11 protein-coding genes are annotated in these 13,676 nt (G+C 71.6%); 1 reads left to right on the forward strand and 10 read right to left on the reverse strand.

Features of this window, described 5'->3' with window-relative positions; genetic code table 11:
* Position 1: 1 nt before the first annotated feature.
* From HD601_RS15850 to HD601_RS15890, 10 genes are all read right to left on the reverse strand, one after another.
* Complete coding sequence (locus HD601_RS15850; protein ID WP_184823386.1) at positions 2 to 910, reverse strand: dihydrodipicolinate synthase family protein; 909 nt, start codon at positions 908 to 910, stop codon at positions 2 to 4.
* Between the two features lie 77 nt (positions 911 to 987).
* Positions 988 to 2,424 (reverse strand): aldehyde dehydrogenase (NADP(+)), encoded by a 1,437-nt coding sequence (locus HD601_RS15855; RefSeq protein ID WP_184823387.1) that lies wholly within the window; start codon positions 2,422 to 2,424, stop codon positions 988 to 990.
* Positions 2,425 to 2,541: 117 nt separating this feature from the next.
* A complete protein-coding gene (locus tag HD601_RS35775; protein WP_221441025.1) occupies positions 2,542 to 3,960 on the reverse strand; it encodes an FAD-dependent oxidoreductase in 1,419 nt (472 codons plus the stop codon).
* Positions 3,941 to 4,225 carry a (2Fe-2S)-binding protein gene (locus HD601_RS33120; protein WP_221441026.1) on the reverse strand — a complete coding sequence of 95 codons (285 nt, stop codon included), beginning with the start codon at positions 4,223 to 4,225 and terminating at the stop codon, positions 3,941 to 3,943. Before HD601_RS33120 ends, HD601_RS35775 begins: the two co-directional genes overlap by 20 nt.
* A complete protein-coding gene (locus HD601_RS15865) occupies positions 4,222 to 5,376 on the reverse strand; it encodes an FAD-dependent oxidoreductase (protein ID WP_184830333.1) in 1,155 nt (384 codons plus the stop codon). Before HD601_RS15865 ends, HD601_RS33120 begins: the two co-directional genes overlap by 4 nt.
* On the reverse strand, positions 5,366 to 6,502 hold the full coding sequence (locus HD601_RS15870) for an oligopeptide/dipeptide ABC transporter ATP-binding protein (RefSeq protein ID WP_184823391.1): 1,137 nt from the start codon (positions 6,500 to 6,502) through the stop codon (positions 5,366 to 5,368). The genes HD601_RS15865 and HD601_RS15870 overlap by 11 nt, the downstream gene beginning before the upstream one ends.
* On the reverse strand, positions 6,499 to 7,515 hold the full coding sequence (locus tag HD601_RS15875; RefSeq protein WP_184823393.1) for an ABC transporter ATP-binding protein: 1,017 nt from the start codon (positions 7,513 to 7,515) through the stop codon (positions 6,499 to 6,501). The genes HD601_RS15870 and HD601_RS15875 overlap by 4 nt, the downstream gene beginning before the upstream one ends.
* Positions 7,516 to 7,522: 7 nt before the next feature.
* On the reverse strand, positions 7,523 to 8,461 hold the full coding sequence (locus HD601_RS15880) for an ABC transporter permease (protein ID WP_184823395.1): 939 nt from the start codon (positions 8,459 to 8,461) through the stop codon (positions 7,523 to 7,525).
* A complete protein-coding gene (locus tag HD601_RS15885) occupies positions 8,458 to 9,462 on the reverse strand; it encodes an ABC transporter permease subunit (RefSeq protein WP_184823397.1) in 1,005 nt (334 codons plus the stop codon). Before HD601_RS15885 ends, HD601_RS15880 begins: the two co-directional genes overlap by 4 nt.
* 7 nt (positions 9,463 to 9,469) lie before the next feature.
* Positions 9,470 to 11,161 carry an ABC transporter substrate-binding protein gene (locus HD601_RS15890; protein WP_221441027.1) on the reverse strand — a complete coding sequence of 564 codons (1,692 nt, stop codon included), beginning with the start codon at positions 11,159 to 11,161 and terminating at the stop codon, positions 9,470 to 9,472.
* Positions 11,162 to 11,591: 430 nt separating this feature from the next.
* Between HD601_RS15890 and HD601_RS15895 the strand changes: the two genes are divergently transcribed.
* Positions 11,592 to 13,673: a M6 family metalloprotease domain-containing protein gene (locus tag HD601_RS15895; protein ID WP_184823399.1), complete on the forward strand. Its 2,082-nt coding sequence runs from the start codon at positions 11,592 to 11,594 to the stop codon at positions 13,671 to 13,673.
* Positions 13,674 to 13,676 lie beyond the last annotated feature (3 nt).

A 13,676-nucleotide genomic window follows, 5' to 3' on the forward strand; every position in this document is an offset into this window, starting at 1 on the left:
CTCAGGCGACGTTCGCCGTGGAGAACTCGGCAGCGATGCGCAGGGTGAGGTCGCGCACGATGGCCGCGCTCTCGGGGAGCATGGGCTGCCGCGGCTGCCGGATGGGGCCGCCGCCGAGGTCGAGAACGTCCATGGACAGCTTGATGGCCTGGACGAACTCGGTGTGGAAGTCCCAGCGCAGCAGCGGGTGCAGCGTGCGGTACAGCGGCAGCGCGGTGTCGAGGTCGTGCGCCAGGGTGGCTTCGTACAGCCGCACGCTCTCGCGCGGGAAGACGCTGGTGAAGCCGGAGATCCAGCCCTTGGCGCCGGCCAGGCCGACCTCGACGACGGAGTCGTCGGTGCCGATGAGGACGTCGAGGCCGGGAGCGAGCTCGTTGATCTCGTAGGAGCGCCGCGACTCGCCGGTGAACTCCTTGACGCCGACGATGAGGCCCTCGTTGTAGAGCTCGGCCAGCAGCGCCGGGGTGAGGTCGACCTTGGTGTCGATGGGGTTGTTGTACGCCGACACCGGCAGGCCGGCCTTGGCGACCTCGCGGTAGTGGTCGACGACCGAGCGCTCGTCGGCGCGGTAGGAGTTCGGCGGCAGCGCGAGGACGACCTCGGCGCCGGCCTCGCCGGCCTGCTCGGCCCACTGGCGCGACTCGCGGGCGCCGTACGCGCCGACGCCGGCCATGACGGTGAAGCCCTCGGGTGCCGCCTCGACCGCGACCTCGACCATCTTGGCCCGCTCTTCGGCGGTCAGGACCTGGTACTCGCCGAGCGAGCCGTTGACGCAGACGCCGTGGCACCCGCCGTCGGCGAGCCAGCGCACGTGGTCGGCGTACCGGTCGAAGTCGACCGACAGGTCGTCACGGAAGAACGTGGGGGTGGCAACCAGAACGCCGTGCCAAGGCTTTTCACGACCGTTCATGTGAGGCTCCATTTCTATACTATATAACATTTCACTCATGTGTGAAGGACGGGACAATCGGGACAAAGAGCGGAATGTCAGGTCTGCAGAATGCCGTCCACTCGCCGCGGAATGCCGGGATCGACATCGCGAAGCTCCTCGGGAAGAACGTGTTCGGGTGCGTTCTGGTACGAGACCGGTCGCAGCCACCGCCGGATCGAGGTCGGCCCGACGGAGGTGTGCGCGCTGAGGGTCGCCGACGGGTACGGCCCGCCGTGCTGCATGGCCCAGGTGACGGCCACGCCGGTGGGGAAGCCGCCGAAGAGCAGCCGGCCGGCGTGCTGGCGCAGCACCGCGTGGAGGCGGTCGACCAGCTCGGTCTCGCCGTCGCCCGCGTGGACGGTGGCGGTCAGCTGGCCGTCGAGGCGGTCGAGCGCGCCCAGCAGCTCCTCGGTGTCGCGGTACTCGATGACCAGGGCGGCCGGGCCGAAGGTCTCTTCGAGCAGCCCGGCGTCGAGGTCGGCGGCGTCGACGGCGAACAGCACCGGCCGGCCGAGGGCGGGGTCGTCGCCCTGCCCGTCGCCGAGGGTGCGCAGTCGCGAGTCGGCGCGCCGGCGCTCGATCTCGCTCTGGAACGCGTCGCGGATGCCGTCGTTGAGCATGCGTCCGGCCGGCACCTCGGCGACCTTGCTGCTCAGCTGGGCGCGCAGCTCGTCGCCGTCGCTGCCCGCGGGCGCGAACAGCAGGCCGGGCTTGGTGCAGAACTGCCCGACGCCCATGGTGATGGAGCCGACGTAGCCGGCCGCGAACTCCTCGGCCCGGCCGGCGGCCACCTCGGGCGTCACGACCAGCGGGTTCAGGCTGCCGAGCTCGCCGTAGAACGGGATGGGCCGCGGCCGCGCGGCGGCGATGTCGGCCAGGGCCCGGCCGCCGCGCGTGGAGCCGGTGAAGCCGACCGCGCGGACGTCGGGGTGGCGGACGAGCTCGGCGCCGGCCTCGAGGCCCTCGATGAGGCCGAGGGCGTGTTCGGGCAGCTTCGCCTCGGCCAGCCCGGCTCGCATGGCGGCGAACGTACGCCGGCTGGTCTCGGGGTGCGACGGGTGCGCCTTGACGACGGTGGGGCAGCCGGCCGCGAGGGCCGACGCGGTGTCGCCGCCGGGCACGCTGAACGCGAGCGGGAAGTTGCTGGCGCCGAAAACGCCCACGACGCCGACGGGCACGAGCATGCGGCGCAGGTCGGGCTTGGGCCCCATGGGGGTGTCGCTGGCGTGGTCGATGGTCGCCTCGACGTACGAGCCCTCGCGCAGCACCTCGCCGAACAGCCGCAGCTGGTACGTGGTGCGGGTGAGCTCGCCGTTCAGGCGGGTGGTGCCCAGCCCGGTCTCGGCGTCGGCGGTGGAGACGATGGCGTCGCGGTCGTCCTCGAGCGCGTCGGCGACGGCGTCGAGGCCCGCGGCCCGGCGGTCGCGGCCGGCGTGCTCGAACGGCACGGCGGCCTCCGCCGCCGCACCGACGGCGTGATCGACGTCAGACATGCATGAGCCTTCCAGGGTCCGATGCGGGGGTGGGTCGTCGACGAGATCGCCCGGTCCGTCGCGCTGGACGTCGTCGTCGAGTGCTTCCTGCAGAATATCTTAGTGACATGTGAAATGTCACTGTTGTCCGATGTGACCGGCGTCGCCCGCCAACCGGCCGAGTGTGATCGGTGCCGCGATCGGTCGTTCGCTCACCTCCTGTAGCTCGCGCGCCGACACGGATGCTGATCCACGGGCCGACGCGGTGAGGCATGCGGACGCGTACCCGCACACCCGCCCTTGACACCATCCCATGCCGGCCCGACTCAACAACTTGGCCGTCCTGGCGTCGGTGGCGCCGAGGTCCTCGACCGTGGCCCGCACCTCGCCCGCCGTCACCTCCTCGCAGCGGCACACGAGGGTGTCGTCGCTCAGCCAGGTCTGCCAGCCGTCGCGCACCGGGTGCACCGTGTGCATGGCCGTCGCGAACCGGCGCAGCGCCCGGCGACGGCGGCGCAGGCGCGACCGGGCCGGGGCGGGGGTGCCTCCGGCAGCGGTCACCGCGGCGGCCGCCCCGGCGATCTCGCCCTCGGCGACGGACAGCGCAGCGCCGCCCACGCCACAGGCCTCGCCGGCCACGAACACGCCGGGCACGGACGTCCGCTGGTGCTCGTCGACGTCGACGACGAGCGAGCCGTCGGCGTCGACCCGCGTGCCGACGCCCAGCGCCAGCGGCAGCTCGAGCTGCGGCGTGAATCCCCAGCCGACGGCGGCGGCGTCGCACTCGACGACGCGCTCGGTCCCGGGGACGATGCGCCACTCGGCGTCGAGCCGGGCGACGGTGACCGCCTCCAGCACACCGTCACCGTGGGCGGCGACGATGGCCCGGCGGGCCCGGAAGGGCACCCGGTGCCGGGCCAGCGCCGCCGCGTATCCGGCGCCCTCGGTCAGCTTGGTCGCGACCGGCAGGACGGCGCCCGTGTGCCGGGCCCAGCCCAGCGGGCCGTTGGCCTCGTAGACACCGACGACCCGGGCGCCGCGTGCGGCCAGCCCGGCCGCCACCGGCAGCAGGAACGGCCCGGTGCCGCCGACGACCACGCGCCGGCCGACCACGACCTCGCTCCCCTTGAGCAGGGCCTGGGCGCCCCCGGCGGTGTAGACGCCCGGCAGGTCCCAGCTGCGGAACGGGACCTGCCGGTCGTACGCGCCGGGGGCGAGCACCAGGCTCCTGGCGGCTACCTCGTGCTCGACGTCACCGGCCACGGAGCGCACGGTGAAGCCGTCGGCCACGGCGCCTGAGACGTTCCAGACGTGGTGGCCGAAGTACCTGACGGCACCGGCCACACCGGCGACCAGCGCACGAAAGGTGCCCAGGTCGTGGTGGAGGTCGGCGACCGCTCCCAGATCGCCGGGCCGGTGCCGCCAGTACTGGCCGCCGGGCTGGCGCCCGGCGTCGATCAGCGCGACGCGTGCCCCGCGGGCCAGCGCGGCCCCCGCCGCGGCCAGTCCGGCGGGTCCGGCGCCCACGACGGCGACGTCATACGGCGAGGTGGCCACGGCCGTCTCCCTCCTGCGTGCGCACGACCATGTCGGCGGCTGCCGGGACGAGGCAGGCGCGCTGGTTGGGGACGTCGTCGACGACGACCAGGCAGTCGAAGCAGATGCCGATGCCGCAGAAGACGCCGCGCGGCCGGCCCTCGCGGCGCGTGGTCCGCCATGACCGCACGCCGGACGCGACCAGCGCCGCCCCAACGCTCTGCCCGTCGCTGAACGCGACGGCCCGGCCGTCGAACTCGAACTCGAACTCCACGTCCTCGCTCATGCGGCGACCCCACCCTCGAACCGCTCCGGCCGGTACGGCGCGACGTCGAGATCCGGCTGATCGCCCCCGATGAGTTGCGCGATCAGCCGTCCGGTGGCGGCGGCCAGGCCGATGCCGGCGCCCTCGTGCCCGCACGCGTGGTAGAGGCCGGGCGCCCGCGGGTCTGCCCCGATGACCGGCAGGTGGTCGGGGCAGTACGGCCGGAAGCCGCGGTAGGTGCGGATCACCTGCACGCCGGCCAGGACGGGGAACAGCGCGACGGCCTGGGCGGCCAGCGCGCGCAGCACCGGCACCGACAGGGTCCGGTCGTAGCCGACCCGTTCTCGGCTGGCGCCGATGAGGATGGTGCCGGACTCCGTGCCCTCGACGACCGGCGAGGTCTGCAGGGCGGCGTCGCTGCTGGCGACGTCGGAGACGTACTCGGCGGCGTAGACCTTGTGCCGGACGATACGCGGCAGCGGCTCGGTGACCAGGATGAAGCCGCGGCGGGGGAGTACCGGCACCTCGACGCCGGCCAGCGCGGCGACCTCGCCGCCCCAGGTGCCGGCGGCGTTGACGACGGCGCCCGCGGGCAGGTCGCCGGCCGAGGTGCGCACGCCCGTCACGCGGTCGCCGTCGCGCAGGAAGCCGGTGACCTCGACGCCGGTGCGCACCTGCGCACCCTTGGCCCGAGCCGAGCGAAGCAGCCGGGCGGCCGCGAGCATGGGCTGGACCTGCGCGTCCTCGGGATAGAGGACGCCGCCGGCCAGCGACGGCGTCAGGTGCGGCTCGTGCTCGGCCAGCTCGGCGGCCGGGACGACGACGGTCTCGACGCCCGCCGCGCTCTGCTCGGCCGCCAGGTCACTGAGCGCGGAGAACCCGGCCGGCGTCGACGCCACGACCAGGCCGCCCTTGGGGTCGTACTCGAAGCCGCCGACCTCGTGGCCCAGCTCGCGCCAGAGGCCCGACGACAGCCGGGCGAGGTCGAGCTCCGCGCCCGGCGGTTTGTCCGAGACCAGGATGTTGCCCTCGCCGGCCCCGGTGGTGCCGCCGGCCACGGAGCCGCGGTCGACGACGGTGACGGCCAGCCCGGCTCGCGTGGCGTACCACGCGGTGGCGGCGCCGACGACGCCGGCGCCGATCACGACGACGTCGGCGGCGTCAGTGGGCACCTGGCGGTCCTCCGGGGGTGAGCCCGCCCGCGACGTGTGCCTCCGTCGCCTCGATGCTGCCGGGTCCCTCGCCCGCCGGGACCAGCTCGACGTCCTCGGGCCGGACCTCGTGCGGCGTGATCGTGCCGGCCAGGATCTCCTCGGCATAGTGACAGGCCACCTTGTGGCCGGTGACGCCGACCACTGGCAGCTCACGCAGCGCCGGCCGGTCGGTATCGCACTTCGTGGCCTGCTTCCAGGGGCACCGGGTGTGGAACCGGCAGCCCGTGGGCGGGTTCGCCGGCGACGGCAGGTCGCCCTGCAGCAGGATCCGGCTGCGCGTCTCCTCGACGTTCGGGTCCGGCACCGGCACCGCGCTCATCAGCGCCCGGGTGTACGGGTGCAGCGGCTGACGGTAGAGGTCGGCGGCCGGCGCCTGCTCGACGATGCCGCCGAGGTACATGACGGCGACCGTCTTGCTGATGTGCCGGACGACGGCGAGGTCGTGCGCGATGACCACGTACGTCAGAGAGAACCGCTCCTGCAGCTCCTTGAGCAGGTTGATGACCTGCGCCTGGATGGAGACGTCGAGGGCGGAGACCGGCTCGTCGGCGATGATCAGCGCCGGGTTCAGCACCAGCGCGCGGGCGATGCCGAGGCGCTGCCGCTGCCCGCCGGAGAACTCGTGCGGGTACCGGTTGACCACCGACTCCGGCAGCCCGACGACGTCGAGCAGCTCGCGGATGCGCTTGGCGTGGCCGGCCGAGCCGCCGGGGACCTTGTGCGCGCGCAGCGGCTCGGTGAGCAGCGACTCCACGCTCTGCCGAGGGTCGAGGCTGGCCATGGGGTCCTGGAAGACCATCTGGAACTGGCGGCGGACGGCGCGCATCTTCCGCTCGCCGAGCGCCAGGATGTCCTGGCCGTCGAGGGTCACCGAGCCACTGGTCGGCTCGGTGAGGCGCATGATCGCGCGGCCGAGCGTCGACTTGCCGCAGCCGGACTCGCCGACCAGGCCGAACGTCGTGCCGGCCTCGACGTCGAGGTCGACGCCGTCGACGGCCTTGACCGCGCCCACGGTGCGCTGGAACAGCGTCCCGGACTTGATGGGGAAGTGGACCTTGAGGTCGCGGACTTCGAGCAGGCTCACCGGGCCACGTTCCCTTCGTGCACGATCACGTCCTCGCCGACCGGCCGGACGCAGCGGACCGGGTGCGGCACGATCGGTGTGCCGAGCTCGGCCACCGGCGGCGGCCCGGCCAGGCACTCGTCGACCGCCCGCTCGCAGCGCGGCTGGAAGGCACACCCACGGTCCCACGGCACGGTGTCGCGCGCGGAGCCGGGGATGGTGTGCAGCAGGTCGGCCGGGTCGGCGTCGTCGATGCGCGGGATCGACTGCAGCAGGCCGTCGGTGTACGGGTGCGACGGCCGGCCGAACAGGTCCTTCGTGCCGGCGGACTCGACGATGCGCCCCGAGTACATGACGTGGACGTTGTCGCAGAGCCCGGCGACGACGCCGAGGTCGTGCGTGATCATGATCATCCCGCAGCCGCTCTCGGCGACGAGGTTGCGCAGCAGGTCGAGGATCTGCGCCTGGATGGTGACGTCGAGGGCCGTCGTCGGCTCGTCGGCGATGAGCAGCTTCGGCCGGCAGGCGATCGCGATGGCGATCATGACGCGCTGGCGCATGCCGCCGGAGAGCTGGTGCGGGTACTCGCCGAGCCGGCGGACGGGGTCGGGGATGCCGACGCGGCGCAGCAGCTGCTCCGCCTCGGCCTTCGCCTCGCCCTTGGCCAGCCCGGCGTGGCGAGTGAGGACCTCGACGAGCTGCTTCCCGATGGTGACCACCGGATTCAGCGACGTCATGGGGTCCTGGAAGATCATGGCGACGTCGCGGCCGCGGACGTCGCGCAGCGCGCGCTGGTCCATGTCGGTCAGCTCGTTGCCGTCGAGGGTGACGGTGCCGCCCACCTTCACACCGCGGGACGGCAGCAGGCCCATGACGGCCAGCGACGTGACCGACTTGCCGGACCCGGACTCGCCGACGATGCCGACGGACTGGCCGGCGTCGACGTCGAAGGTCACGCCGTCGACCGCGCGCACCGGGTCCTGGCCGGAGCGGGTGAACGTGACCGAGAGGTCGCGTACTTCGAGCAGGCTCATGGAGTCGTCACCGCCGGAACTTCGGGTCGAGGGCCTCGCGCAGCGACTCGCCCACCAGGGTGAAGCCGAGCGCGGCGAGGACGATGGCCAGGCCGGGGTAGACCGCCAGCATGGGCGCCGACGTCAGGGTGTCCTGGGCGTCGGTGAGCATGCGGCCCCATTCCGGCGCCGACGGGTCGCTGCCGGACAGACCGAGGAACGCCAGGCCGGCGGCCTCGACGATGGCCAGCGCCAGGGTCAGCGTGCCCTGGACCAGGACCGGGGTGAACGAGTTCGGCAGCACGTGCCGGAAGACGATGGCCGAGCGCGAGATGCCCAGCGAGCGGGCGGCCAGCACGTAGTCGGCGCCGCGCTGCCCGAGCATCTCGCCGCGCAGCAGCCGGGCGAAGATCGGTACGTTCACGACCGCGATGGCGATCATGACCGAGGTGAGGCTCTGGCCGAGCATGGCGGCGACGGCGATGGCGAACAGTAGGCCGGGCACCGACAGCATGATGTCGACGAAGCGCATGACGAGGGTGTCGACCCAGCCGCCGAACGCACCGGCGAGCACGCCCAGCGCGATGCCGGCCGCGGCGCCCAGAGTCAGCGAGACGACGCCGATGAGCAGCGACTGCCGGGCGCCGTAGATGATGCGCGAGAACACGTCGCGGCCGAGCGGGTCGATGCCGAGCCAGTGCTCGGCCGACGGGCCGGGGTACTGGCCCGGACGGACCTGGTCGAGCCAGGAGTTGTCCGTGGGCGAGTACGGCGCGATCAGCGGCGCGAAGATGGCGACCAGCACGAAGATGCCGATCAGGACCATGCCGACGATGGCCATGGGGTTCCGGAACAGCCGGCGGACGGCCTCGCGGCCCAGGCTGCGCGGGGGCCGGGCCGAGACGGACTCCGTCGCGGCCGGCGCCGGGCCGCCGGGCTCGCCGGCGACCACCTCGTTCACGCTCATGAGACCCTCACCCGCGGATCGAGCAACCCGTAGGCCAGGTCGACGATCATGTTGACGACGACATAGATGACGGCGATGACCAGGATGAACCCCTGAATGGTCGGGAAGTCGCGTTGCACGATGCCGTCGGCCATGAACTTGCCGACGCCGGCGAACGCGAACACGGTCTCGGTGAGCACCGCGCCGGCCAGCAGGACACCCAGCTGCAAGCCGATGACCGTCGTCACCGGCAGCATGGCGTTCTTCAGGACGTGCCGCCGGGTGATGGTGCCCGGCAGCAGCCCCTTGGCCTCGGCGGTGCGCACGTAGTCCTCGTTGACGACGTTGAGGACCGACGCCCTGGTGATGCGGACGATCACGGCGAGCGGGATGGACGCGAGCGCCAGCGCCGGCAGGATCAGGTGCTGGATGGCGTCCCAGCTGGCGTCCAGGTTGCCGGTGACGATCCCGTCCAGCACGTAGAAGCCGGTGGGATGGTCGGCCCGGGCCCGTGGGTCGGACCGGCCGGCCGTCGGCAGCCAGCCCAGCTCGACCGCGAAGATGTACTTGAGGATGTACGCGAGGAAGAAGATCGGGATCGTCACGCCGAGCAGCGACCCCGACACCGCGAGGTTGTCGACCCAGGTGCCGTACCGCCGCGCCGCCAGGTACCCGAGCGGTATCCCGACGCTGACGGCGATCAGCAACGCCGCGACGGCCAGCTCGATGGTTGCCGGGAAGCGGCGCAGCATCTCCTCGATGACCGGCTGACCGGTCTGGAGCGACGCGCCGAAGTCGAGCCTGACCGCCCGCCCCAGGAACTGGAAGTACTGCTCCCAGAGCGGGCGGTCCAGGCCGAGCTGCGATTCGATCGCCGCGACGGCTTCCGGCGTTGCGCGTTCACCCAGCAGGGCGTAGGCGGGGCCGCCGGGAAGTGCCCGAACCCAGGCGAAGAGCAGGACCGACAGGCCCAGCAGGATCGGGACGAGCAGCGCGAGCCGCCGGACGATGAATCTCAGCACGTGTGTATCAGCCCTCGATGTCGATGAGGTCGAAGTCCTCGAGGCTCACCGGCGACGGGGTGTAGCCCGTGACGCGACCGGCCACCGCGAGCAGCGGCTGGTTGTGCACGAACGGAACGCCCGGGATGTAGTCGTAGATCGCCTGGTTGGCCTCCTGGTAGAGGGCCTCGCGCGCCGCCTGGTCGGTCTCGGCCAGCGCCTCGTTCAGCAGCCCCTGGATGGTCGGGTCGGTGAAACCGAACTCCGGCCGGTCCTGGCGGAAGAACGTGCCGACGAAGTTGTCCGGGTCGGCGTAGTCGCCGGTCCAGCCGAGCAGGAACAGCTGGCCGAGGCCGTCGCCCTGGATGTTCTGCAGGTAATCCGGGGTCCACGGGACCGTCTTCGGGACGATCGTGAAGCCCACGGCCTGCAGATCGGCGGCAAAGGACTCGTACACGGCCTGGGGGTCCGGCATGTACGGCCGGGACACGTCGGCGGGGTACCAGAACTCGAGCGTCAGGTCGGTCTCGCCCGAGTCGGCGATGAGCTGCTTGGCCAGCTCGGGGTCGTACTCGTAGCCCTCGATGCTGTCGTTGTAGCCCCACTGCTCCGGCGGGAGGAACTGGTTGGCGACCTGGGCACCCTCGGGGTACGCGGCGTCGAGCAGACCCTGCCGGTTCAGCGCGTGCGAGATGGCCTGGCGGATCTTCTCGTTCTGGAAGATCGGCAGCTTGTTGTTGAAGCCGACGTAGCCGACGTTGAACGCCGGGCGCTCGACGACCTGGTCGCCGTTGCCCTCGATGGCGCCGATGTCGGCGGCGTTGACACCCTCGTAGGCGTCGATCTCACCGGCCTGCAGCGCCTGGAGGCGAGCGGTGGCGTCGGGGATCGGCCGGAAGATGATCTCGTCGAGCGCCGGAGCGTCGCCCCAGTAGTCGTCGTTGCGCTCGAGCGTCAGGCTCTCGCCGCGCTCCCAGCTGACGAACTTGAACGGGCCGGTGCCGGCGACGACCTCGCTGCCGAAGCCACCGGTGTAGGAGAGCGAGTCGCCCGCCTGCTCGATGTCGGTGCCGCCCTCTTCGATGGCCTTCGGGCTGGCGATCGAGAACGGCGGCAGCACCAGGCCGGCCAGCAGCGCCGACGACGGCTCGGTGAGGTTCAGCGTGGCGGTGAACTCGTCGGTCGCCTCGCACGAGCCGTAACGGCTGGTGGCCGGCGAGGACTCGAGGTCGGCCGTGGCGAAGCCGCCGAACACCGTCTGCCAGTAGTAGCTGACGTCGCCGCTCTGCTGCGGGCCGGTGAAGTTGTACCAGCGGTCGAAGTTGAAGCAGACCGCCTCGGCGTTGAACGGCTCGCCGTCGTGGAACGTCACGCCCTGGCGCAGGTTGAACGTGTAGGTGAGGCCGTCGGGGCTGATCTCCCAGTCCTCGGCCAGGCCGGGAACCACGTTGGTGGTGCCGGGCTCGAGGGCGACGAGGGTCTCGTAGACCTGGTAGATGACCCGCAGGGACTCGCCGTCCGAGACGTAGGAGGCATCGAGGGTCTTGGGGTCCTCGGACGAGCCGAAGATGAAGGTCTTCGGGTCGCCGCCGCCGTCTTCGCTCCCGCCGGTGCCGGACTCACCCGATTCGCCAGCGTCGTCGCCGCCACAGGCTGCGACGAGCAGCCCTGCGGCGGCGGTGAGGGCGACGAGTCGCCCTGCCTTGCGGTGCACACGCATTGGTCCTCCTTGGTTCGACATGCGACAGAGCCGAGGGGGGCGGCCGGCTCGCGGATCTGGCGTCGGGACGTTCGTTACGCCTGTGGCACCCTCAGGAGAGCGACCGGCACGCGCGTCCCGCGGCACCACAGAGCACACATTTACCATCATGGCGGACCCAGTGCGATGTGCTATTGCACTACTGTGTCCTAATCGTAACGCGGTGCAAACCCCCCATTTTGTCCGGATTGGCGCCCGGTCTCGACTGGCTCTTGTGGAGGGCTGTAGCCTCGGCACGCTTGTTCCACGTGACCGGTGACAGTACAATATTACTCTCGTTTCGCCCGAACCGGCACAGACTCACCGCATCCCGGCGTCGCCGTCCGGCGACGCTTTCCGCGCACCCCTTTTCCGAGGAGGATCTGTGTCTCCGTCGCGACGCAATCCCCGGGTGCGAGCGCAGCTGATCGCCGTGGCCGCGTCCGCGCTGCTCATTCCGGCACTCTTTCCCCAGCTGGCCGGCGCCCAGGGGGACGGCCCCGCCGCCCCTTCCGCTGCCCCGCCGATCGTGCCGATCGACCCGCAGGACTGGGACAACCAGTACGACCTCACCTGGGACGACTTCGTCCCGGTGCCGGGCGTCGACTGGACCGACCCGGCCAACGTGCCCACCAAGGACACCTGGCGGGCCGCCTTGGTCATGGTCGACTACCCGAACATGGACTTCCAGATCAGCCAGCCGGAGGGCTCGACCATCTTCGGCACGCCGATCGGGGTCGGCGACGTCCCCCGCGAGGATGTCCCGCAGTTCTACGCCGACCTGCTGAACACGCCGAGCGACCTCAACCACGGCCAGACGCTGAACTCGTACTGGATGGAGGACTCCTACGGCCAGTACGGCGTCGACGTCGACTCCTTCGGCCCGTTCCGGATGCCGCGCAACCACTTCGAGTACGGCAACTCGCCCTACGGCAACGCCGCGAGCTGCCCGCCGTCGTTCACCTGCAACGGCAACTACACCCGCGACGCGCGCGCTCTCTACGAGGCGAACGTGCCGGCGGACATCCGCAGCCAGTACGACCTGATCTTCTACATGGGCGCCGGCCTCGACGAGTCGACCGCCTGGCAGGTGTTCGGCGAGATGATGTTCGACTCGCCCGAGGACGTGCCGGACGAGTTCGGCCCGCCGGCCGAGTTCGACCCCGAGGGCGTCATGACGAACTGGATGCCCACCCGCTACATCCCGTGGACCTCGTGGGCGGCCGGCTCGTTCACCTGGGCCAGTGCCGGCGGCGGCAGCGGCAACATGTCGGAGTCGTCCGGCACCGCCGGCTTCGCGCACGAGTTCACCCACATCCTGGGTCTCGGCGACAACTACAACGGCGCGTTCGCGGTACCGGCGCAGCGCACGTTCACCGGCCAGTGGGACATGATGAGCCAGGGCTCGTGGAACGGGCCCACCGGCATGCATACCCGCTGGAAGGTCCCGGCCGACGGCGGCTCCACCGTCGGGCCGCACCACAGCATCCGCAACAAGCTCGAGCTCGATCTCATCGACACCGACGACATCGTGGACCTCAGCCGTACCGGGCTGGCGTCCTCCGGGCTCGTGGTGGCGAAGGTGCGGGCCCGGGCGGCCGGCGTGAACGGCGACGAGCTGCTGGGCGTGCGGGTCACCTTCGACGGCGCCACCCCGCTGGACCGCACGCCGTCGTGCCACCCGTCGACGGGCGGGCCGGAGTGCATGGGCCAGGCGAACTACCGCAACTTCACCCTCGAGGTGGTCCAGCAGCTCGGCGTCGACTCCTACACCCCAGGCAACGGCGTGCTGATCTACAAGAACAAGACCACCGGCAGCACCTGCGGCACGGCGACCTGCTTCTCGTGGCTGATCGACTCCAACCCCGAGGACATCGGGATGGTCGACTTCTACCAGCCCGACGGCACCCCGCGCATGGTCGTCACCGGTGACCCGCGCCAGGTCAACGACGCCACGTTCAACGCCGGCACGCACTCGGGCACCGACTACGAGTGGGTCGACGAGGACAACCGGCTGCACTTCTACGTCATCGACGTCGAGTACGACGAGGACGGCGTGCGCACGTACACCGTCGCCGTCCGCTCGCTCGACGGCGACGGCCCGCACCAGCGCGGCGTCGCCCTCGAGTCGGGGGAGCCGAGCCGGCACACCCCGGGCAAGGCGGCGACCTGCACGTTCCCGCTGGAGAACACCGGCGAGGCGGCGCCCGTCGACCCCGCCGCGCACCCGAGCGACGTCACCGACCGCGTGGCGGCCGACGTCTACCGGCTGTCGGTGAGCTCGGCGGGCACCGGCTGGAACGCCGAGCTGTACAACGAGCTCGCGACGAGCGGGTTCGGCGACACGGTCGAGGTGCCCGTCTACGTCACCCGCACTCCGGGCGCGGTGCGGGAGGCCACGGTCACCCTGACCGCCACCTCCGAGAGCGACCCGTCGAAGACGGCGACGGCGACCTGCGTGGTCGACGTCTCGTCGACGACGGTCCGCCGCTGATCG

Source organism: Jiangella mangrovi, from assembly GCF_014204975.1.
GTDB lineage: Bacteria > Actinomycetota > Actinomycetes > Jiangellales > Jiangellaceae > Jiangella > Jiangella mangrovi.

Bases quoted from the DNA above. Each gene is read 5' to 3' on its own strand.
- HD601_RS33120 (WP_221441026.1), bottom strand. From the start codon at position 4,225: ATGAGCGAGGACGTGGAGTTCGAGTTCGAGTTCGACGGCCGGGCCGTC.
- HD601_RS15875 (WP_184823393.1), bottom strand. From the start codon at position 7,515: ATGAGCCTGCTCGAAGTACGCGACCTCTCGGTCACGTTCACCCGCTCC.
- HD601_RS15880 (WP_184823395.1), bottom strand. From the start codon at position 8,461: ATGAGCGTGAACGAGGTGGTCGCCGGCGAGCCCGGCGGCCCGGCGCCG.
- HD601_RS15850 (WP_184823386.1), bottom strand. From the start codon at position 910: ATGAACGGTCGTGAAAAGCCTTGGCACGGCGTTCTGGTTGCCACCCCC.
- HD601_RS15855 (WP_184823387.1), bottom strand. From the start codon at position 2,424: ATGTCTGACGTCGATCACGCCGTCGGTGCGGCGGCGGAGGCCGCCGTG.
- HD601_RS15890 (WP_221441027.1), bottom strand. From the start codon at position 11,161: ATGCGTGTGCACCGCAAGGCAGGGCGACTCGTCGCCCTCACCGCCGCC.